Annotated in this window: 19 protein-coding genes; 11 read left to right on the top strand and 8 right to left on the bottom strand. The window is 75.3% G+C overall.

Annotated elements, in window-relative coordinates; all coding sequences use genetic code 11:
• Positions 1 to 22 precede the first annotated feature (22 nt).
• Both PHK61_RS30365 and PHK61_RS30360 read right to left on the bottom strand, forming a co-directional pair.
• Positions 23 to 517 carry a hypothetical protein gene (locus tag PHK61_RS30365; protein ID WP_274284771.1) on the bottom strand — a complete coding sequence of 165 codons (495 nt, stop codon included), beginning with the start codon at positions 515 to 517 and terminating at the stop codon, positions 23 to 25.
• On the bottom strand, positions 514 to 1,926 hold the full coding sequence (locus PHK61_RS30360) for a molybdopterin-dependent oxidoreductase (protein ID WP_274284770.1): 1,413 nt from the start codon (positions 1,924 to 1,926) through the stop codon (positions 514 to 516). The genes PHK61_RS30365 and PHK61_RS30360 overlap by 4 nt, the downstream gene beginning before the upstream one ends.
• A gap of 108 nt (positions 1,927 to 2,034) precedes the next feature.
• On the opposite strand from PHK61_RS30360, the gene PHK61_RS30355 reads away from it, so the two are divergent.
• Positions 2,035 to 2,253 carry a dodecin gene (locus PHK61_RS30355; RefSeq protein WP_274284769.1) on the top strand — a complete coding sequence of 73 codons (219 nt, stop codon included), beginning with the start codon at positions 2,035 to 2,037 and terminating at the stop codon, positions 2,251 to 2,253.
• Positions 2,254 to 2,360: 107 nt separating this feature from the next.
• Positions 2,361 to 3,656: an MFS transporter gene (locus tag PHK61_RS30350; RefSeq protein ID WP_274284768.1), complete on the top strand. Its 1,296-nt coding sequence runs from the start codon at positions 2,361 to 2,363 to the stop codon at positions 3,654 to 3,656.
• Here the strand turns inward: PHK61_RS30350 and PHK61_RS30345 are convergent.
• Positions 3,602 to 5,116, bottom strand: coding sequence for a glutamate-cysteine ligase family protein (locus PHK61_RS30345; RefSeq protein ID WP_274284767.1), 1,515 nt, complete (start codon positions 5,114 to 5,116; stop codon positions 3,602 to 3,604). The two genes, PHK61_RS30350 and PHK61_RS30345, sit on opposite strands and share 55 nt — an antisense overlap.
• A gap of 232 nt (positions 5,117 to 5,348) precedes the next feature.
• Positions 5,349 to 5,897 (bottom strand): bifunctional nuclease family protein, encoded by a 549-nt coding sequence (locus tag PHK61_RS30340; RefSeq protein ID WP_274284766.1) that lies wholly within the window; start codon positions 5,895 to 5,897, stop codon positions 5,349 to 5,351.
• Positions 5,898 to 6,089: 192 nt separating this feature from the next.
• Between PHK61_RS30340 and PHK61_RS30335 the strand changes: the two genes are divergently transcribed.
• Together PHK61_RS30335 and PHK61_RS30330 are read left to right on the top strand one after the other, a co-directional pair.
• Positions 6,090 to 6,893 carry a TrmH family RNA methyltransferase gene (locus tag PHK61_RS30335; RefSeq protein WP_274284765.1) on the top strand — a complete coding sequence of 268 codons (804 nt, stop codon included), beginning with the start codon at positions 6,090 to 6,092 and terminating at the stop codon, positions 6,891 to 6,893.
• On the top strand, positions 6,890 to 7,582 hold the full coding sequence (locus PHK61_RS30330; protein WP_274284764.1) for a DUF2537 domain-containing protein: 693 nt from the start codon (positions 6,890 to 6,892) through the stop codon (positions 7,580 to 7,582). Before PHK61_RS30335 ends, PHK61_RS30330 begins: the two co-directional genes overlap by 4 nt.
• A gap of 5 nt (positions 7,583 to 7,587) precedes the next feature.
• Here PHK61_RS30330 and sepH read toward each other — a convergent pair whose 3' ends face one another.
• From sepH to PHK61_RS30315, 3 genes are all read right to left on the bottom strand, one after another.
• Positions 7,588 to 8,616 carry a septation protein SepH gene (sepH, locus tag PHK61_RS30325; RefSeq protein ID WP_274284763.1) on the bottom strand — a complete coding sequence of 343 codons (1,029 nt, stop codon included), beginning with the start codon at positions 8,614 to 8,616 and terminating at the stop codon, positions 7,588 to 7,590.
• 191 nt (positions 8,617 to 8,807) lie between these two features.
• Positions 8,808 to 9,923, bottom strand: a complete 1,116-nt coding sequence (serC, locus tag PHK61_RS30320) for a phosphoserine transaminase (RefSeq protein ID WP_274284782.1) — start codon at positions 9,921 to 9,923, stop codon at positions 8,808 to 8,810.
• Positions 9,924 to 10,071: 148 nt separating this feature from the next.
• Positions 10,072 to 11,205: a citrate synthase 2 gene (locus PHK61_RS30315; protein WP_274284762.1), complete on the bottom strand. Its 1,134-nt coding sequence runs from the start codon at positions 11,203 to 11,205 to the stop codon at positions 10,072 to 10,074.
• Between the two features lie 256 nt (positions 11,206 to 11,461).
• Between PHK61_RS30315 and pdxH the strand changes: the two genes are divergently transcribed.
• Together pdxH and PHK61_RS30305 are read left to right on the top strand one after the other, a co-directional pair.
• Positions 11,462 to 12,085 (top strand): pyridoxamine 5'-phosphate oxidase, encoded by a 624-nt coding sequence (gene pdxH / locus PHK61_RS30310; protein WP_274284781.1) that lies wholly within the window; start codon positions 11,462 to 11,464, stop codon positions 12,083 to 12,085.
• Positions 12,086 to 12,102: 17 nt separating this feature from the next.
• Positions 12,103 to 13,428 carry an MFS transporter gene (locus tag PHK61_RS30305; protein ID WP_274284761.1) on the top strand — a complete coding sequence of 442 codons (1,326 nt, stop codon included), beginning with the start codon at positions 12,103 to 12,105 and terminating at the stop codon, positions 13,426 to 13,428.
• Position 13,429: 1 nt separating this feature from the next.
• Here the strand turns inward: PHK61_RS30305 and PHK61_RS30300 are convergent, their stop codons facing one another.
• On the bottom strand, positions 13,430 to 14,875 hold the full coding sequence (locus tag PHK61_RS30300; RefSeq protein ID WP_274284760.1) for an NAD(P)/FAD-dependent oxidoreductase: 1,446 nt from the start codon (positions 14,873 to 14,875) through the stop codon (positions 13,430 to 13,432).
• Positions 14,876 to 14,960: 85 nt separating this feature from the next.
• Here PHK61_RS30300 and PHK61_RS30295 point away from each other — a divergent pair, with 85 nt between their 5' ends.
• The 5 genes from PHK61_RS30295 to PHK61_RS30275 all read left to right on the top strand — a co-directional run bounded on the left by PHK61_RS30295 (position 14,961) and on the right by PHK61_RS30275 (position 20,551).
• Positions 14,961 to 15,884 carry an aldose 1-epimerase family protein gene (locus tag PHK61_RS30295; RefSeq protein ID WP_274284759.1) on the top strand — a complete coding sequence of 308 codons (924 nt, stop codon included), beginning with the start codon at positions 14,961 to 14,963 and terminating at the stop codon, positions 15,882 to 15,884.
• Positions 15,881 to 16,819, top strand: coding sequence for a carbohydrate kinase family protein (locus tag PHK61_RS30290; protein ID WP_274284758.1), 939 nt, complete (start codon positions 15,881 to 15,883; stop codon positions 16,817 to 16,819). The genes PHK61_RS30295 and PHK61_RS30290 overlap by 4 nt, the downstream gene beginning before the upstream one ends.
• Before the next feature lie 232 nt (positions 16,820 to 17,051).
• Positions 17,052 to 18,356 carry a citrate synthase gene (locus tag PHK61_RS30285; protein ID WP_274284757.1) on the top strand — a complete coding sequence of 435 codons (1,305 nt, stop codon included), beginning with the start codon at positions 17,052 to 17,054 and terminating at the stop codon, positions 18,354 to 18,356.
• A gap of 9 nt (positions 18,357 to 18,365) precedes the next feature.
• Positions 18,366 to 19,127 carry a phosphotransferase gene (locus PHK61_RS30280; protein ID WP_274284756.1) on the top strand — a complete coding sequence of 254 codons (762 nt, stop codon included), beginning with the start codon at positions 18,366 to 18,368 and terminating at the stop codon, positions 19,125 to 19,127.
• Positions 19,128 to 19,171: 44 nt separating this feature from the next.
• Positions 19,172 to 20,551: a cryptochrome/photolyase family protein gene (locus PHK61_RS30275; RefSeq protein WP_274284755.1), complete on the top strand. Its 1,380-nt coding sequence runs from the start codon at positions 19,172 to 19,174 to the stop codon at positions 20,549 to 20,551.
• Positions 20,552 to 20,599 lie beyond the last annotated feature (48 nt).

Raw genomic sequence — 20,599 nt, 5'->3', positions numbered from 1 at the left:
CCCATGTGAGCGAACTTCGGGGCTATAGCCCCGAAGTTCGCTCACGTACCGCCGCACGACCCAGGCGGACCGCGTAGACGACGGCGCTGGCGAGGAAGAGGACCGCGGTGACGAGCAGCCAGCGCATCACGTAGTCGATCGTCGGCGGCAGGCCGGCGGCGAAGGCCAGCACCTCCGCGCCGCCACCCGAGATCGTCGGGAACCACACCAGGCCGACGAGCAGCGACCCGAGCACCGGCAACCGCACGTGGTTGGTGGCCGCCACCGTCACCGGCCGCGACGACACCCGCCGACGGGCCCGGCGGGCGAGGACCAGCGGGCGGTCGGCCAGCGCGTAGAGCGGGTAGAGCACCAGGTCGTGGCCGATCACCGCGGCCACGAACCAGATCGCGATCGTCACCGCGCCGGGGCTCGGGGAGAGCGCGAGCAACGCCGCCCCCGCGAGCGCGAAGCAGGCGATCAGCGCGAGCAGGTGCAGCGGGCTCTCGCCGTAGAACCGTCGGAACCAGGCCATCACGCGCCGCCCCGCACGGGTCCGGCTCCGCTGCGCTGCGCGTCCCGGAAGTCGATCGCGCCGACCCACTTGGTGTTGTGCACGCCGGGCAGCGCCGGGACGATCACGCGCGCCGGGAAGCCGTGGTCGAGCGACAGGTCGGCCATCGGACCGCCGCCGTCGTCCCCCACGCGCAGGGCGAGCAGGGAGTCGGGGTCGAGGACCTGGTCGGCCTGCAGGGTCGCCCGCGCGAACGGCCCGGCGCGCTCCAGCGACGCCACCACGGCGGCGGCCGGCGCCGGCACCCCGGCCCGGGCGGCCAGGTCGCGCAGCCGCACCCCGCTCCACGTCCGCGTCTCCGACCAGCCCTCCACGCACGCGATCGGCAGGGTCGCCGTGTGCTGGGGCATCGCGGCGAGCGCGGCCCGGTCCAGGCGCACCCCGCCGGCCGGGCCCCCGCGCAGGACGAGGGCCCAGCCGTCCCCGACGCCCGGCCCGATCCCCGCCGCGAACGCCGTGCGGTTGACCTGGAAGTCGTTCGGGCCGGTGCCGTAGGAGCGCCCGCGCGGCGAGAGCAGCGCCAGCGGGCGCAGCGCGTCGACCGTCGTCCCGATCGTCAGCAGCCCGACCAGCGCGCTGCCGCCGGCGACGGCCCCGAGCAGGGTGCGCCGGCTCATCGTCGGCGGGCTCGGCGACGTCGCCACCAGGCTGTGGCCGGGCTCGTCGTCGGCCGGCTCGGGCTCCGTCTCCTCGACCCCGTCGTGCAGCCACCGCCCGGGACCCCCGCGGCGCAGCGACCGGACCATCGTCGGCAGCTTGATCACCACGTGGGCGACGAACCCGCCGACGAACACCCAGGCGCCCCAGTAGTGCGCGGTGTAGAAGTCGAAGCCGAACGAGTAGTCGTACTGGATGTTCATGATGCCGGTGACCAGCTCGAACAGGATCCCGCCGACGAGCGCGAGCAGCGAGACGCGCTCCAGCAGCTGGGCGATCGAGCGCACCGGGGGCCAGGCGAAGAGCTTGGGCACCACCGACCACAGCTTGGCCAGGATCACCGGCACGAGCACCAGCCCGAGCCCGACGTGCAGTCCCTGGGTCAGGCGGTAGAGCCACGCCGGGGACGTCGGCCACGCGAGCGGCGGCGGCCGCAGGTACCCGACGTCGGCCGGGATCGCCTGCCCGAACTGCGGGCCGTAGGCGAGCCACGACAGGAACCCGGTGACGATCACGACGGGCAGCCCGACCAGCAGGACCAGCCCGAACACCGAGGTCAGCCACCGTCCCCGCAGCGGGCTGCGCCAGGTCCGCGGCGAGAACGGCGGCGGCACCGGCACGCGCGCGAGCCCGCGCCACAGGGCCCGGGGGAAGCCGTAGGCGGGCTCGTACGGTGTCCGCTGCGGTGTCGCGGGCGGCTCGGTCGTGCTCGTCACGTCGGGAGCGTCCTCTCGTCCGGTCGCCCGGTGCACGTGGGCGTCCGCCGGAGAACGGGTAGTGGTTCGACGGAAGCACGATCCGATGACGGCGCGAAGGAGCCCTGCGTGGCGGACAACACCTACAGCAAGACCGAGATCGTCGGCAGCTCGGCCGAGAGCGTCGACGAGGCGATCCGCGGTGCCATCCGCCGGGCGTCGACCACCCTGCGGCAGGTCGAGTGGTTCGAGGTGACCGAGATCCGCGGGCACGTGCAGGACGGCGAGGTCGGGCACTTCCAGGTGACCCTCAAGGTCGGCTTCGCCCTCGAGGACACCAAGCCCTGAACGTCGGCGTCGGCGGAGCGGCTCCGCGGGGCCCCTCCGCCGGCGCGACGACCCGGATCCAACTCGTTAGGTAAGCTCACGACGGTGGCGTGCGGTGGCGATCCCCGGTGAGCGAGGTCGACAGCACGCCCCCGGACACCCGCGGCTCCGTCTTCGCCGCCCTGCGCGTCCGCAACTACCGCCTCTTCGCCTCCGGCCAGGTCGTCTCGCTGGTCGGCACGTGGATGCAGCGCGTCGCCCAGGACTGGCTGGTCCTCGAGCTCTCCGGCGGCAGCCCGGTGGCCCTCGGCGTCGCCGCGGCGCTGCAGTTCGGCCCGACGCTGCTGCTGAGCCTGTGGGGCGGGTCGATCGCCGACCGCTACGACAAGCGCCGCCTGCTCATGGGCCTGCAGGTCGCCATGGGCGCCTGCGCGCTCCTGCTCGGCCTACTCGACGTCACGGGCCTGGTCACGCTCGCCCAGGTCTACGTCCTGTGCGTGCTGCTGGGCTGCTTCTCGGCGCTGGACGGGCCGGTGCGCCAGTCGTTCGCCGGCGAGATGGTCGGGTCCGGTGCCCTGGCCAACGCGGTCGCGCTGAACTCGATGACGTTCAACACCGCGCGCGTGCTGGGCCCCGCCGTCGGTGGCCTGCTCATCGCCGGGGTCGGCACCGGCTGGGTCTTCCTCATCAACGCGGTCACGTTCGTCGCGGTGCTGGTCGGCCTGCAGCGCATGCGCCCCGCCGACATGTTCACCTACGCACGGGCCCCGCGGGAGCGCGGCGCGGTGCGGGCGGGCCTGCGCGAGGTCCGGCGCCACCCCGACGTGGTCCTGCTGCTCGTGCTCGTCTTCTTCGTCTCGACCCTCGGCATCAACTTCTTCGTGACCCTGGCCATCGTCGCCCGCAACGTCTTCGGGCGCGGCGCCGAGTCCTACGGCCTGCTGACCTCGGCGCTCGCCGTCGGCTGCCTGCTCGGGGCGTTCACCGCGGCCCGGCGGGTCGGGCGCCCGCGCCTGCGCACCGTGGTCGTCGCCGCGGTCGTGTTCGGCGCCTGCGAGGTCGCCGCCGGGCTCATGCCCAGCTACCCCCTGGTCGCCCTGCTGCTCGTGCCCACGGGGGCGGCCCAGCTGCTGTTCACCAGCGCCGCGAACGCCGCCGTGCAGCTCGGGGTCGACGAGCAGGTCCGCGGGCGGGTGATGGGCCTGTGGATGGTCGTGCTGCTCGGCGGCACGCCGGTCGGCGGCCCGGCGCTCGGGTGGCTCGCCGAGGAGCTGGGCGGGCGGGCACCGCTGGTGCTGGGCGGGGCCGCGTCGGTGGTCGCCGCCGTGGTCGTCGCCGCGGTGTGGCTGGTGCTGCAGCGCCGGCGGCGTCAGTCCAGCGGCCAGTCGTGCACCGGCACGTTGGCCTCCATGCCCTCGAGGTAGCGCTTCATCATCTCCATCACCGCGTTGCCCCGGTCGAGCCCGCGGCGCTCGGCCTGACCGACCGCCCGGACCTGCCAGGTGGCGCCCGTCGACCGGCGCACGCAGCGCTGCTCGATCACCGACAGGTAGCGGTCGGCCGCCTCCCCGTCGACGCCCCAGGCCGCGAGGCCCTCCTGGGCCAGCGGCAGCATGCGGCGCAGCACGAGCTCGTCGGCACGCACGGTGCCGATGCCGGGCCAGTACAGGGCGGCCTCGATGCCGTGCCGCGCGCCGGCGGTGAAGTTCGCCTCGGCCGCGTCGAACGACATCAGCTGCCACGGCGGGCGGTCGGACTCCGCGAGGGCCCGGATGAGGCCGTAGAAGAACATCGCGTTGGCCACCGCGTCCACGGCCGTCGGCCCGGCGGGCAGCACCCGGTTCTCCAGGCGCAGGTGCGCGACGCCGTCGGCGACGTCGTACACCGGGCGGTTCCAGCGCCACACCGTGCCGTTGTGCAGTCGCAGCTCGTGCAGGCTCGGCGGGCGGCCCGCGTCGAGCTCGGCGAACGGGTCCTCGTCCTCGGCCAGGGGCAGCAGCGCGCCGAAGTAGCGGACGTTCTCCTCGAACAGGTCGTACGCCGACTGGGTCCAACGGTCGCCGAACCACACCCGCGGACGGACGCCCTGGTTGCGCAGCTCGACGGGGCGGGTGTCGACGGCCTGGGTGAACAGCGGGATGCGCGTCTCGGCCCACAGGCGGCGCCCGAGCAGGAACGGCGAGTTGGCCGCGAGCGCCACCTGCAGCCCGGCGACGGCCTGCGCGGCGTTCCAGTAGGCGGGGAAGAGGTCGGGGGTGAGCTGGAGGTGCAGCTGCAGCGAGGTGCACGCCGCCTCGGGGGCGATCGAGTCGACGTCGAGCACGAGGTGCTCGGCGGGCCCGCCGTCGGTGGGGCCGTGGCGCGAGGCCGGCGGCTCGGTGATGTCGAGGCGGAACGGCTCGCCGCGGGCAGTGAGCATCTGCCGGTTGAGCAGCGCATAGCGCGGGTCCTCGGTGAGCTGGTCGGACGCGAGGTGCTCGGCCGCGAGCGTGGGCAGGATGCCGATCGTCACCGCGCGGGCGCCGAGGTCGCGGGCGCAGTCGCCGGCGTTCGTGGTCGCGTCGAGCATGTCCTGCTCGAGGTCGTGCGCGGTGGCGCCGGGCAGCATCCGGGGCGGGAGGTTGATCTCGAGGTTCCAGCGCCCGAGCTCGGAGGTCAGGACGTCGGAGGCGGAGCGGTCGAGCACGGCGTGGTTGAGCATCGCGGGACGCATGTCCTCGTCGACCAGCGCGAGCTCGATCTCGACGCCGGTGCTCGGCTCCGCGGCGGCGAACCGCCCCTCGCTCACCATCGTCCCGAAGGCCTCGAGGCACCGGTGGATGCGCTGGCGGTACCGAGCCTGGTCGGAGGCCGTGAAGAGGGTGGCGGTGAGGTGCTGGCCCATTACCCGCCCGGCTCCCGTCCACGATCCGACAACCACCGCGCGCCGCCACCCCTGGCGGTCAGCGGCACCTCACGCGAACCCCGACGAGCGGTCACGCTGACACAGCCCGCGAGATCACGCCACCCGCCGACACCGTCCGCCCGCGGAAAGCGTCCGTTCAGCGTAGGGCACCGCGGAGGCCGACCACTGGGCGACGATCGGTGACCTCTGACCCGCCGGTGGCGTCCCGGGGTCAGCCGCTGCGCCCGAAGTCTTCGGGCGAGATGTTGTCCAGGAAGGCGCGGAAACGGTCCATCTCGTCCTCGTCGCTGCCGGCGGCGCCGCCGGTGCCCGGGGCCTCCTCGGCCTCGTCGTCCTCGACCACCACCCCGGCGTCGGTGAGGACGCCCTCGGTGGCGTGGATCGGCACGTCGGCGTGCAGCGCGATCGCGATCGAGTCGCTGGGACGGGCGGAGACGCGCAGCCCCCGGTCGAACACCAGGTCCGCGTAGAACGTCCCGCCGCGCACCTCGGTGATCTCGATGCGCTCCAGCCGGCGGCCCAGCGCCGAGACGACGTCCGAGATCAGCACGTGGGTCAGCGGACGCTCCGGCAGGCGGCCCTGCTGCTCGAGGGCGATGGCCTCGGCCTCGGCCAGCCCGATCCAGATCTGGAGGCAGCGCTTGCCGTCGGTCTCCTGCAGCAGCACGACGGGGTGCCGGCTCTCGCCCGAGCCCGACGAGCCGCCCTGTTGCGTCGCGTCGTCGACGGCCAGTACACCGACCACCCGCATCTCGCTCACGGCCCCAGCCTCCCACGTTCCCGGGCCCCGCCGGAGGGTTGCGTCCCGCTCGTCTCCGGCCGGCCACCGGCTCGGCGTCGTCCCCCGGATGCCCGACCGGGGGCGGGGCACACCTGGCGTCGCGCGACGGATCGCGCCGCCGGGCCGTCGCCGGGTCCGGACCCCGCCACCCCGGTCTGGGACGATACGCACGTGGCGCGTGTGGTGGAGGTCGACGACGCGGCCGACCCGCGCCTCGCCGACTTCCGCGACCTCTCGCGGGCCGATCGCCGGCCGGACCGCCCCGGCGGCCGGGGCCTCGTGCTGGCCGAGGGCACCGTCGTCGTGCGGCGCCTGCTGGCCTCGCCCTACCCGCCGCGGGCCCTGCTCGGCGTGGCCCGCCGCGTCGACGACCTGGCGCCCGACCTGACCGGGGTCGACGTGCCCGCCTACGTCACGGACGCGGACACCATGGCGTACGTCGTCGGCTTCCACCTCAACCGGGGGGTGCTCGCGAGCGCCGACCGCGCCCCGGTGCCCGACCTCGCCGCCCTGCTCGCCGGCGCCCGGCGCGTGGCGGTGCTCGAGGGCGTGGGCGACCACGAGAACCTCGGCGCCCTGTTCCGCAACGCGGCCGCGCTCGGCGTCGACGCGGTGATCGTCGGGCCCGGGTGCGCCGACCCCTTGTACCGGCGCAGCGTGCGCGTCTCGATGGGCCACGTGCTGCGGGTGCCGTTCGCCGCCGCCGGCCTCGACGAGGCGGTGACCGCGCTGCGGGCCGCGGGGTTCGTCCTCGCGGCCCTGACGCCTGCGGGCGACCCCGGGGCGCTGGGCGCGCTCGCGGACCGGGAGCGGGTGGCGCTCCTGCTCGGCGCCGAGGGCCCGGGGCTGTCCGCCGGGGCGCTCGCCCTCGCCGACCTCCGCGTCCGGATCCCGATGGCCGGCGGCGTCGACTCGCTCAACGTCGCCACCGCGGCCGCCGTCGCCTTCCACGCGGTCGCGGGGGTGCCGCGGTGAGGGTGGTGGAGGTGCGGGCCGACCGCGGTCGCGCGGTCGTCGCCGGGGTGGCGCTCGCGGAGCCCGGCCCCGACGGCGGCGAGGGCCGCACGTGGGGCCTGCCGCCGGACCTCGTCGACGCGCTGCGGGAGTGGGCGCGGGTGGCGGCGTCCGTGCGGGTCGGCGCGGGACCGTCCGGCGATCCCGCGGCCGACGCGATCAGCCGCCGCGGCCGCCAGCTCGCCGCGCGGCTCTCGGTGGAGCTCGCCGCGCCGGTCGACTACTGGGACCCGGTCACCGGCCACCGGGTGGCGCTGCGCCGCGTCACCCGCACCCCGCACCCGCCGCCGGTGCCGCCGCTGCCCCGCAGCGGCAACGGCCACGGCGGCGGCGCCCCGGCGGCCGGCCCGTCGGTCGAGGAGGCGGAACCCACCGCGGTCACCGCGGCCGCCGAGCCGACCCCGTGGGGGGTGGGCCTGACCCTCGCCGCCCTGGTCGCCGGGGTGGTGCTGCTGGCCAACCTCGCCCTGGCCGCGCCGCTGATCACCGGGCTGGGCCTCGTCGGGCTCGCCGTCGACGCGGCGGTGGTCGCGGGCCTGGTGCCGGCGCTGTGGCTCAACCGCCACGTCCCGACCTGGCGCTGGGCCGTGTACGGCACGTTCGCCGGCACGGGGCTCGCGCTGGTGGTCCTGGCGGTCGCGGCGTTCTGAGGCGCTCAGCTGCGCGGCGAGCGCGTGCCGAGCAGGACGTCCTCCCACGACGGGACGATCGGGTGCGAGCGCTTCCCTCGGCGCACGACCTCGGTGGTGTCCGGGGCCTCGGCCGCCGGCTCGGCCGGGGTCGCTGTCGCGGTGCGGGGCGTCGGCACGTGGTCCTCGCCGACCCCCGGGCCCGGGACGGGCGGTGTGCCCCGCCGCTCGCCGCGCGGAGCGCGCCGGGCCTTCCCGCGCTCGGCCCGGCGCGAGCCCGAGCCCGGCGCGGTGTGGTGGGTGGTCGGGGCCCCGCGGCGGGCGGGCGCGGTGTCGCCGGAGACGGCCAGCGCGTGCGTCTCCTCGAGCTCCTCGGGGCGCTCGGCCTCCGCGGGCGCCGCAGGTGACGCGGGCGTCGCCGGGGTGGGTTCGGGGGCCGTGGCGTCGACGCGGCGCGGCCCGCCGACCGGCTCGCGGCCGAGCAGCTCGCGCGCGGGGTCGTCGCGGGGGTCGACGGTGCCGCCGGAGCTCCCGGGGCGGAACGACCAGCGGGCGACGTTGTCCGAGCGGCCCGCCTGCCAGGAGAGCGTGACGACCCACTGCGCGTCGTCACCCTTGTGCGCGTCCCAGCGGGCCTCGTCGAGGTCCTGGCCGCGCGCGCTGAACGTCGCGGCGACGATCTCGCCGAGCGTGCGCCCGTCGGTGCGCGTCGGGTCGGTGGGGAGCACGGGGTGCGCGCGCCGGGAGATCTCGGCGACCCGGGCGCGCTCGAGCAGCACGGGGTAGGCGAAGCGCTCCACGTGCGAGGCGCTCACGCCGGCGGCCGTCGCGACCTCGTCGACGGACTCGCCGGCCCGCACGCGCGCCTGGATGTCGCGGGGCCGCAGCGGGCTCGCGACCTCGATCTCCATCTGCCCCAGGCGTCGCACGTCGCCCCGGGCCGCGGCCCGCAGCCGTTCGTCGCCGGAGACCGCGAACCGCTCGTGGCGGATCGGGTCCTCGAGGATCACGGTCTCGTGGTCGTCACCCAGGCCGACGACGCGCAGCTGACGCATCAGGCCTCCCCGTCGGCTCGCGGCCCCCGCCCCGCATGACCGGTGGGACGAAGTGCTCGCCCACCGACGCTAGGCGACGGATCTCCTCGGACGAGGGAGGCGCGCCGCGCCCGTGTTCGCCGTTCCCCGCGCACGACGACCACGGGCGAGACGTTCCCCGCCGACCTGCTCATCCGTTCGGCCCAGCGCGGTCACGACTGGCGTTCGGCCACCCAGTCGATGCAGCGGGTGAGCGCCGTGACGTCGTCCGGCTCGACCGCCGGGAACATGCCGATGCGCAGCTGGTTGCGCCCGAGCTTGCGGTAGGGCTCGGTGTCGACGACACCGTTGGCGCGCAGCGTCGCGGCGATGGCGGCGGCGTCGATGTCGTCGGTGAAGTCCACGGTGCCGACGACCTGCGAGCGGTGCGCGGGGTCGGCGACGAACGGCGTCGCGTACGACGACTCCTCGGCCCACCGGTAGAGGCGGTCCGAGGAGTCCCTGGTGCGCCCGGTCGCCCAGTCCAGACCGCCCCCGGCGTTCATCCACTCGATCTGGTCGGCGAGCAGCAGCAGCGTCGCGACCGCGGGGGTGTTGTAGGTCTGGTCCTTGCGGGAGTTGTCGAGCGCGGTCGACAGCGAGAGGAACTCGGGGATCCAGCGCCCGCCCGGCCTGTCGGCCTCGATCTGCTCGACGCGCTCGAGGGCGGCCGGCGACATGATCGCGATCCAGAGCCCGCCGTCGGAGGCGAAGCACTTCTGCGGCGCGAAGTAGTAGACGTCGGACTCGCTGATCTGCACCGGGAGCCCGCCCGCGCCCGAGGTCGCGTCGATCGCGACCAGCGCCTCACCGGACCCGCTCGGGCGAGTGACGGGGACGGCGACGCCGGTGGAGGTCTCGTTGTGCGCCCAGCCGATGAGGTCGGCGCTCGGGTCGGACGTCGGCTCGGGGGCGCTGCCCGGGTCGGCGGACACGACGATCGGGTCGGCGAGGAACGGCGCGCCCTTGGTCACCGAGGCGAACTTCGAGGAGAACTCGCCGAAGGTCAGGTGCAGGCTGCGCTCGCGCACGAGGCCGGTGGCCGCGGCGTCCCAGAAGGCGGTGGTGCCGCCGACCCCGAGCACGACCTCGTAGCCGTCGGGGATCGAGAACAGGTCGCGCAGCCCGGAGCGCACGCGCCCGACGATCGACTTGACCGGCTTCTGACGGTGCGACGTCCCCATCACGTCGGCGCTCTCGGCCAGGCGGGCGAGCTGCTCGGGGCGCACCTTCGAGGGCCCGCACCCGAACCGCCCGTCGGCGGGCAGGAGCTCGGCGGGAATCTGCATCGTGTCGGTCGACGTGGTCACCGCGTCATCCTCCCAGCGCGCCCGTCCCGACGCTGTCGCCTGGGCCACGTCGGCGGTGGCCCGGGCCGGCAGCCATGCCGGCGGTGCACGTCAGGAAAGCCCCACGATCACTCCGGCGCGCCGACGCTCACGCCGTGCGCGCCACGGTGTCGACGGCCCGCGGACCGGGGCCGATGTACTGCGCCGACGGGCGCACGAGGCGCCCGGTGCGGCGCTGCTCGAGCACGTGGGCGGCCCAGCCGGCGGTGCGGGCGCACGTGAACATCGCCGGCATCATCGGCGCCGGCACGCCCGCGAGGTCGAGCATCACGGCGGCCCAGAACTCGACGTTGGTCTCGATCGCGCGGTCGGGGCGGCGCTCGCGCAGGGCGGCCAGCGCGGCCGCCTCCAGGGCCGCCGCGGCCTCGAAGCGCGGCGCACCGAGGTCGCGGGCCACCCGGCGCAGCACGCGGGCGCGGGGGTCCTCGGCGCGGTACACGCGGTGCCCGAAGCCCATGAGCCGCTCGGAGCGGTCGAGGATCCCGGCCACGACGGCGTCGGCGTCCCCGGTCCGCTCGACCTCGGTGATCATCGGCAGCACGCGGGCCGGGGCCCCGCCGTGCAGCGGGCCGGACATCGCGCCGACGGCCGCCGAGAGCGCGGCGGCGGCGTCCGCGCCCGTCGAGGCGACCACCCGCGCGGTGAAGGTCGACGCGTTCATCCCGTGCTCCGCGGCCGACACCCAGTAGGCGTCGAGGGCCCGCACGTGCGTCGGGTCGGCCTCGCCGCGCCACCGCGTCAGGAAGCGGGCCACCGGGTCGTCGATGGCGGCGAGCGCGTCCTCGGGCACCGCCGGCAGCTCCGGCCCGCGCGCCGCGCGGGCCACCAGCGCCAGCGCGGCGGCCGCGCCGCGGGCGAGGTCGTCGCGGGCGCGCTCGGGGGTGGCGTCGAGCAGCGGCGGCAGCATCCAGCGCGCCCCGAGCAGGGCGAGCCCGGCCTGGGCGTCCACGCGGACGTCGCCGCTGAACGGCGGTTCGAGCCCGGGCTCCTCGTTCGGCAGCGGACGGCCGAGCTCGCCGTCGACGAGCAGCCCGAAGACGTCGCCGAAGCCGACGGTGCCGACCAGGTCCTCGATGTCCACGCCCCGGTAGCGCAGCGCGCCGCCGTCGCGGTCGGGCTCGGCGATCTCGGTGCGGAAGGCGACGACACCCTCGAGACCGGGCGAGAAGCCCGGGGGGCCGGCGGCAGCACTCACAGCACTCGCGGCAGTCACAGCACTCACCGGGGGACCTCCTCGCGACGCGGCGCGGGGCCCCGGTCCGGGGCCCCGTCGCCCACCTCGGCCGCGCGCTCCGCCCGGGTGGGGGCGGCGTCGCGAGCCCGGGTCGACCGTGCTCCGCGGCACGGCCGACGGGCAACGGAGCCGGCTGTGTCCCTGCTCACGTGGCGTGCACCCCCGCGTCGCCTACGGTGCGGCGGGCAACCGGACACGAACGGGACGAGGAGGTCGGGTGGCGGAACGGACGGGCCTGCCGGGCATGCGCGAGGACTACCGGTCGGCGACCCTCGACGCCGCGGAGCTGGCCCCGACCTGGGACGAGCAGCTGCTCGCCTGGATCGGCGCGGCCCGCGAGGCCGGCCTGCCCGACGCCAACGCGATGGTCCTGGCCACCGGCGACGACGAGCACCGCGTGACCACCCGCACGGTGCTGGCCAAGGACGTGGACGCGCGCGGTGTCACGTTCTTCACCAACTACACCTCGGAGAAGAGCCACCAGCTGCGCCAGACGCGGCAGGCGTCGGCGACCTTCCCGTGGCTCGCGCTGCAGCGCCAGGCGACCGTCATCGGCACCGTCGAGCTGCTGCCCCGCGAGGACACCGCGGCCTACTGGCGCTCCCGCCCGCGCGGGTCCCAGCTCGGCGCGTGGGCGTCACCGCAGTCCGGGGTGCTGCGCGACCGCGCCGCCCTCGAGGAGCTCCTGGCCGCCGTCACCGAGCGCTTCGCCGACGACGAGGAGATCCCGCCGCCGCCGCACTGGGGCGGCTGGCGGATCATCCCGACGCACGTCGAGTTCTGGCAGGGCCGCAGCGACCGCCTGCACGACCGGCTGCGGTTCCGGCGCACCGATGCGGGGTGGGTCGTGGAGCGCCTCGCGCCGTAGAGGCGCAGGATGCCTCGGTGGCCCGAGGACGATCCGCGAGAGGACTGCTCGCCGACACCACGCCGCTGCGCACCCCGGCGTTCAAGCGCCTCTGGATCGCCGCGATCGTCACGGTCGTCGGCGCCCAGCTCACCGTCGTGGCGGTGCCCACGCAGCTCTACCAGCTGACGGGGTCGTCGGCGTGGGTCGGGCTGGTCGGGCTGTTCGGCCTCGTCCCGCTGATCGTCTTCGGTCTCTGGGGCGGCGCGATCGCCGACGCCGTCGACCGGCGCGGCCTGCTGGTGTTCACCGGCACGGGCATCGCGATCACCTCGGCGCTGCTCGGTGTCGTCTCGGTCACCGGCGTCGGCGGGCCGTGGACGATCCTGACGCTCTACGCCGTGCAGACCGCGTTCCTCGCGATCAACCAGCCCACGCGCGCGGCGGTCCTGCCCCGGATCCTGCCCGACGACCAGCTCCCCGCGGCCAACACGCTGCTGTTCACGGTGAACCAGGTCGGGGCCATCGCGGGCCCGCTGCTCGCGGGCGTCGTGCTGACGTTCAGCTCGGTCGGCGTCCTCTACTTCGTCGACACCGCCTGCCTGGCCGCAGCGATCTGGGCGGCCTTCAACCTGCCGCGCCTGCCGGTCGGTGACGGCCCGGGCGGGGTGCGCGGGGCGTTCCGCGCGGTGCGGCGCAGCGCCGGGTTCGCCGACGTGCTCGCGGGTTTCCGCTACATCGCGACCAGCCAGGTCCTGCTCGTGTCGTTCCTCGTCGACATCGTGGCGATGGCGGTCGGCATGCCCCGCGCGGTGTTCCCGGAGGCCGCCGAGCGGGTGTTCGGCGACCCGCCCGGCGGCGGCTTCGCGCTCGGCGCGCTGTTCGCGTCGATCGCGATCGGGGCGACGCTCGGCGGGCTGTTCTCCGGTCGCCTGCACGGCATCCGGCGCCAGGGCGTGGCCGTGACGGTGGCCATCTGCGTGTGGGGACTCGGCGTCGCGCTGTCCGGGCTGACGTCCATGCTGTGGCTCGCGGTGACGCTGCTCGCGGTCGCGGGCGCCGCCGACCTCGTCAGCGCGGTGTTCCGGCAGACCATGCTGCAGGTCGTCGCCACCGACCACATGCGCGGCCGCATGCAGGGCGTGTTCACGGTCGTCGTGGCCGGCGGACCGCGCATCGGCGACCTGTGGCACGGCCCGGCCGCCGAGGCGTGGGGCACCGGCGCCGCGACGTTCGTCGGCGGCATCGGCGTGATCGTGCTGACGGTGCTGGTCGTCGCGATCTTCCCGGTGTTCTGGCGCTACCGGGCGCCGGTGGGCGACACCGGCGACACCGACGACACCGACGACACCGCTGCGCGCTGACCTACTCGGCGACCTCGCTGCGCTCCTCGCCGCGCTGCTCGGCGTGCTGCTCGTTGCGCCGCGCGCCCGGCGCGGCGGCGTGCGGGAACCCCAGCCCGTGCTGCGGCACCTCGGGGGAGGCGGAGTCGAGCGGGACGGCGGGCGAGCGCACGAGCCCGAGCTGCGCGGTCTGGCGGGGCAGCAGCGCGTCGAGGGTCCAGTCCACGGCGGTGCGGATGCGGTTGCCCGGCATCGAGATCAGGTGGTAGCCGCGGGCGACGACGTGCGCGGGCTTGCCGGTGAGCTTCACCCCGAGCGGGTTGGCGGCCGCCTGGAAGCCGCCGAGGTCGACGACGAAGCCGAGGTCGCGGTGCTTGTAGGCCTTCTCGCGGCCGTGACCGAGGGAGGCGGCGACGTTGCGGCCCGCGAGCAGGCCCTGGCGTTCGGCGTGCTGGGCGGTCATCGCGGTGTACTCGCCGGGGCGCGCGCGGTCGGGGACGGCGGCCGCGTCGCCGCAGGCGAAGACCTCGGGGTGGCCGGGAACGCGCAGGTGGGAGTCGACCACGAGGCGGCCCTGGTCGACCTCGATGCCCAGCTCCTCGATGAGCGGGTCGGGCCGCACGCCGACGCACCACAGCAGCGTCCGCGTGGGGATGTGGTCGCCCGACCGCAGCCGCACCCCGTCGCCGGTCGCCTCGTCCATCTGCTCGTGGGTGCGCACGTCGACGCCCCGCTCGCGCAGCACCCGGTCGGCGGTCCGCGCCAGGTGCTCGTCGAGCCCGGCCAGCACCTCGCCGCGGCTGACGAGCACCCAGTGCGGGTCCTCCGCCAGGCCGCGGCTGCGCGCCAGCTCCCGCATGAACAGCTGGCCCTGCGCGGCGACCTCGGTGCCCGTGTAGCCGGCGCCGACGACGACGCAGGTCAGCCGGGCGGTGCGCTCCTCGGGGTCGTCGCACATGGCGGCCAGCTCGACCTGCCGGATGAGGTGGTCGCGCAGGTAGAGCGCCTCGGGGACGCCGCGGAAGCCCTGGGCGTACTCGGTGACGCCCGGCACGGGCAGCACCTTGTGCACGCTGCCGGCGGCGAGCACGAGCCGGTCGTAGGTGGTCGTGTGGTGCACGCCCTCGGGGTCCAGCCAGCCGATGCGGCGCTCGTCGAGGTCGAGCTCGTCGACCTCGCCGGGGGCGTGCCGCACGCAGGCCGGCAGCGCGGCGGCCAGCGCGACCGAGATGCGGCGCGGCTCGAGGATCCCCGCGGCGACCTCCGGCAGCAGGGGCAGGTAGAGGAAGTAGTTGGTCGGGCTGACCACCACGATGTCCACCGCGTCGCCCATGCGTCGCGACAGGGACCGGGCCGCCTTGAACCCGGCGAAGCCGCTGCCGACGATGACCACCTTCGGCGGGCGGCCAGGTGTGGACGGGTCGATCCCGGCCGCGTCCCGGTGCCCGGTCCCCGTGTCGTCCGTCATGCCCGGAACCCTTGCCGCACACGGGGGGCGGTCAAACCGGGCACGTCGGGCCGACCCTCGATCGTCACACCGTTAACGTGACCTCGTGCCCCCCACCGGCGAGCAGATCGACCTCGTCGCCGCGGACAGCCGCGCCGTCGTGACGGAGGTGGGCGCCGGGCTGCGGGCGCTCGCCGTCGGCGGCCACGACCGCGTCGAGACCTTCGGCGTCGACGCGACCCCGCCGATGGGCGCCGGCGGCGTCCTCGTGCCCTGGCCCAACCGGATCGCCGGCGCGGCCTACACCTGGCGCGGGCGGGAGTACCGCCTGGAGCCCACCGAGGCCGCGCGCGGGAACGCCATCCACGGGCTGCTGCGGCGCCGCCCGTGGCGGGTGGTCGAGCGCGCCGACGACACCGTGCGCCTCGCCGCCGACGTCGACGCCGCGGCCGGCTGGCCCGGTCCGCTGCACGTCGAGACCACCTACGCGCTCTCGCCGACCGGCCTGACCGTGACCCACGCGCTGACCAACACCGGCGACGCGGACGTGCCCGCGGGCATCGGCACCCATCCCTACCTGCGCGTCGGCGACACCCCGCCCGCCGACTGCACGCTCATCGTGGCCGCCGACCGGGTCGTCGACACCGACGACCGGATGATCCCCACCGCCGTGCGCCCCGTGTCCCCGGACGAGGACCTCCGCGGCGGCCGGCGCGTCGGCGACCTCGCGCTCGACACCTGCTTCGCCGCCGCCCCGGGCGCCGACGGCGTGGTCGGCGTGCTCACCGCGCCCGACGGCCGGGCCACCGCGCTGTGGGCCGACGCCGCCTTCGGCTGGGTCATGGTCTTCACTCCCGACGACCTCGCCGGGCGCGGGCCCGCCGTGGCCGTGGAGCCGATGACCTGTCCGGCGGACGCAGCCAACTCGGGCACCGACCTGCGGGTCCTCGCCCCCGACGAGACCTGGACGGTGCAGTGGGGAATCCGCGCGGAGCCTGCCGGAGCCGGCGCGTCGGGGGAGGCACGGTGACCGGTCGCGTCGTCGTCGGCGGGGAGGCCCTCGTCGACCTCGTCCCGACCGGCGAGGGCCACCCGGACGACCCCGCCCTGACCCCGCTCGCCCCGCGGCTGGGCGGCGGCCCGTTCAACACCGCCGTCGGCCTCGGCCGCCTCGGGGTGCCGGCGACGATGCTCACCCGCCTGTCGACCGACCCGTTCGGCGACGCGCTCGTCCGCCGCCTCGAGGCCAACGCGGTCGACACGGGGCTCGTGCAGCGCGGACCGGAGCCGACGACGCTCGCCGTGGTCACGCTCGACGCGGCCGGCGCGGCGCGCTACGCGTTCCACGTCGCGGGCAGCGCCGACCGGCTCGTCGCCGACCCCGGCGAGCTGCCCGCCGACACGGCCGCGGTGGCCGTCGGCACGCTCTCGCTGGTGCTCGAGCCCGGCGCGTCGCGCTACGCCGACCTCGCGGTGCGGGAGGCCGAACGGGGACGCCTGGTCAGCCTGGACCCCAACCTGCGGCCCGGCCTCGTCGACGACCCCGACGCCGTCGTCGCCCGCCTCGACCGGATCGCGCGGGTGGCGGGCCTGGTCAAGCTCTCCGACGAGGACGCCGAGCGCTGGGGCCGCACACCCGAGGACGTCCTCGACGCCGGCGCCGGGGCGGTCGTGCTCACGCGCGGGTCCTCGGGGCTCGCCGCGTACACGCGCGGCGGCGGGGTGGTCACGGTGCCCGCGGACTCGGTCGGGCCGCTGGTCGACACCATCGGCGCGGGCGACAGCGTGCACGCCGCGCTGCTGGCCTGGCTCGCCGACCACGACGCGCTCGACCGCGACACCGTGACCCGCCTGGACGGCGACGACTGGGCCGCGGCGCTGGGGTTCGCCGCGCGTGCCGCGGCGTGGACGGTGTCGCGCGCCGGGGCGGAGCCGCCGTGGCGCCGCGAGATGGGCGACCCGTGACCGTACGCGGTAACGCGGTTGTCGCAGAGTGACGGGGACCACGCCCGGCGCCTGCGCCACTCGTACTGCACGGCGGACCTCGCGGGCGCTACGGTTCGCGCTCGTACGACCCCCACTGCTGCGGGAGCGCGCCGCGGGACACCCCCGGCGGCCGGGCGGCCCGGCACCTCGCTCGCCGAGCCGGCGCCGCCGCCCTCCCGCTCACGACGCGCGCGAGAGGGACTGACTGCCGATGGCCAGCGAGGATTCCGAGAAGCGCACCGCCACGCTGTCGTACCCGGGCGGCGAGCACACGATGGAGATCGTCGAGGCGACCGAGGGCTCCTCGGGCGTCGCCCTCGGGAAGATGCTCGGCGAGACGGGGTTGATCACCCTCGACCCGGGCTTCGTGAACACCGGCGCCTGCCGCTCGGACATCACCTACATCGACGGTGACGCGGGCATCCTGCGCTACCGCGGCTATCCCATCGAGGAGCTGGCGAAGAACTCGACGTTCGTCGAGACCAGCTACCTGCTGATGTACGGCGAGCTGCCGAACCAGCAGCAGCTCGAGACGTTCACCGACCAGATCCAGCGGCACACGATGCTGCACGAGGACCTCAAGAAGTTCTTCGACGGTTTCCCGAAGGACGCGCACCCGATGCCGGTGCTGTCCTCGGCGGTCTCGGCGCTGTCGACGTTCTACCAGTCCTCGCTCGACCCGTTCGACGAGCCGAACGTCGACCTCTCCAGCGTGCGGCTGCTGGCCAAGGTCCCGACGATCGCGGCCTACGCCTACAAGAACTCGATCGGCCAGCCGTTCCTCTACCCGGACAACAACCTGGGACTGGTCGAGAACTTCCTGCGCCTGACGTTCGGCCTCCCGGCGGAGAACTACGAGATCGACCCGGAGGTCGCCCGGGCGCTGGACATGCTGCTGATCCTGCACGCCGACCACGAGCAGAACTGCTCGACGTCGACGGTGCGGATGGTGGGGTCGGCGCAGGCCAACCTGTTCGCGTCGATCTCGGCCGGCATCAACGCGCTGTTCGGCCCGCTGCACGGCGGCGCCAACGCCGCGGTGCTCACGATGCTCGAGGGCATCCGCGACAACGAGGGCAACGCCGACGAGTTCGTCCGCAAGGTCAAGAACAAGGAGCCGGGCGTCCGGCTCATGGGCTTCGGCCACCGCGTCTACAAGAACTACGACCCCCGCGCGGCCATCGTGCGCGACACCGCGCGCGGGATCATCGACAAGCTCGGCGGCGGCGACGAGATGCTCGACATCGCCATGAAGCTCGAGGAGTACGCGCTCAACGACGACTACTTCGTCGAGCGCAAGCTCTACCCGAACGTCGACTTCTACACCGGCCTGATCTACCAGGCGATGGGCTTCCCGACCGAGATGTTCACGGTCCTGTTCGCCATCGGGCGCCTGCCGGGCTGGATCGCACACTGGCGCGAGATGATCGAGGACCCGGACAACCGCATCGGGCGCCCGCGCCAGGTCTACACCGGCCCCACCGAGCGCTCCTACGTGAGCATGGACCAGCGCTAGGTCCGCCGCGTGTCGCGTGTCCCGCTCGGCTCCGGGTGGGACAGCGACGCCGTCCTGGTCGACGGGCGGTGGGTCGAGCGCACCGCGCGCCGGCCCGCCGCCGGGGCCGGGCTCGAGCGCGAGGCGCGCCTGCTGCCGTGGCTGGCCCGGCAGCTCCCGGTGCCGGTGCCCGAGCCCCGGCTCGTCGGCCGGTCGCCGGTGGTGGTGCGGCACGCGCTGCTGCGGGGAGCCGCCCTGGACGCGCCGGCCACCGCTCTGGGCACCGCTCTGGGCACCGCCCTCGGCGCGTTCCTGCGCGCGCTGCACGACGTGCCGCTCGACGGCGCCGTCGCCCGCGGGCTGCCCGATCCGGCCACCACGCGCGGGTGGCGGGACCGCGCCTTCGACCGCTTCGCGGCCGAGGTCCTTCCCCGCCTGCCCGACCCGGGCCCGCTGGGCGAGCGCCTCGAGCGCCTGCGGGCAGCGCCGGCCGCGGTGCTCGTGCACGGCGACCTGCGCCCGGAGCACGTCCTCGTCGACGGCGGCCGGATCACCGGGGTCCTCGACTGGTCCGACGCCCGCGCCGGCGACCCCGCCAAGGACCTCGTCTGGCCGCTGGTCGAGACCACCCCCGACGTCGCCGCCGCCGTGGTCGCGGCGTACGGCGCCGACCTCACCGACCGCGCCCGGGACTGGCATGCGGTCGCCCCGTGCTACGCCGTCGTCCACGGGCTCGACACCGGCGACACGGCGCTCGTCCACGCGTCGCTGGAGCATCTGGCCGCAGGGTGACGCCGACCGGGCGTAGGCGCGGCCCGCCGGGGTAGTCGGGATCCATGAGCGACGAGCGGGACGACACCGCGATCGTCTGGTTCCGCCGTGACCTGCGGGTCCGCGACCAGCCGATCTTCGACGCCGCGGCGGCCCGGGCGCGGCGCTCGCTCGCGGTGTTCGTGCTCGACCCGCGGCTGCTCGAGCCGGCCGGGAAGGCCCGCCGGACGTTCCTCTACCGCAGCCTGCCCGACCTCGACGCCGCGCTGGGCGGGCGGCTGCTGGTCGTCAAGGGCGACCCCGCGGAGGCGATCCCGAAGCTCGCCGGGGCGGTGGGGGCACGCAGCGTGCACGTCGCCGCCGACGTCGGCCCCTACGGCCGGCAGCGCGACGAGGCCGTCGAGAAGGCCCTGGGCGACCGCGACGTCGAGCTCGTCCGCACCGGCTCGCCCTACGCGGTGGCGCCCGGGCGGATCACCAAGTCCGACGGCGAGCCCTACAAGGTCTACACGCCGTTCAGCCGCGCCTGGGCGCAGCACGGCTGGCGGGAGCCCGCCGACACCGACGCCGCGACCGTCGACTGGATGGACCCGGGGGAGAAGGACGGCGGCCCGCGGGCGGTGAAGATCCCCGATGACGACGCGCCGGACGCCGAGCTGCCGACCGCCGGCGAGCAGGCCGCGCTCGACCAGTGGGCGGCCTTCGTCGACGAGCACCTCACCGACTACGACGACCTGCGCAACCGCCCCGACCGCCCGGCCACCTCGCGGATGTCGGTCTACCTCAAGTACGGCGTCGTGCACCCGCGCACGCTGCTCGCCGACCTCGGCGGTTCCGGGAAGGGCCCGACCTCCTACCGCAACGAGATCTGCTTCCGCGACTTCTACGCCAGCGTGCTGTGGTTCTTCCCCCGCTCCGCGCGCGAGAACTTCGACCCCAAGTTCGACCGGATCACGCTCGACTCGGGGAAGTCGGCGGACGAGAAGTTCCGGGCCTGGGCCGACGGGCGTACGGGCTTTCCCGCCATCGACGCGGCGATGCGCCAGCTGCGCGGCGAGGCGTGGATGCACAACCGCATGCGGATGGCGGTGGCGTCCTTCCTCGTCAAGGACCTGCATCTGCCCTGGTGGCGCGGCGCGCGGCATTTCATGGAGCTGCTCGTCGACGGCGACCTCCCGTCGAACCAGCACGGCTGGCAGTGGGCGGCCGGCACGGGCACCGACGCGGCCCCGTACTTCCGCGTCTTCAACCCCGTGACCCAAGGGGAGCGCTTCGACCCCCAGGGCGACTACGTCCGTCGCTGGGTGCCCGAGCTCGCCGGGATCGAGGGCAAGAAGGTCCACCAGCCCTGGAAGCTCGCCGAGCCCCCGGCCGACTACCCGGCCCCGATCGTCGACCACAAGGCCGAGCGCCAGGAGGCGCTCAACCGCTTCAAAGCGCTCTGAGACTTCATGGCCCCCTATCGGTGGCCGCCTGGGCGGATGAGAATTCGG

Origin of the sequence: Actinomycetospora lutea (assembly GCF_028737205.1) — a bacterium.
Lineage (GTDB): Bacteria > Actinomycetota > Actinomycetes > Mycobacteriales > Pseudonocardiaceae > Actinomycetospora > Actinomycetospora lutea.
Note: the sequence above shows the minus strand (reverse complement) of the source record. Positions and strands in the feature narration are given on the sequence as shown.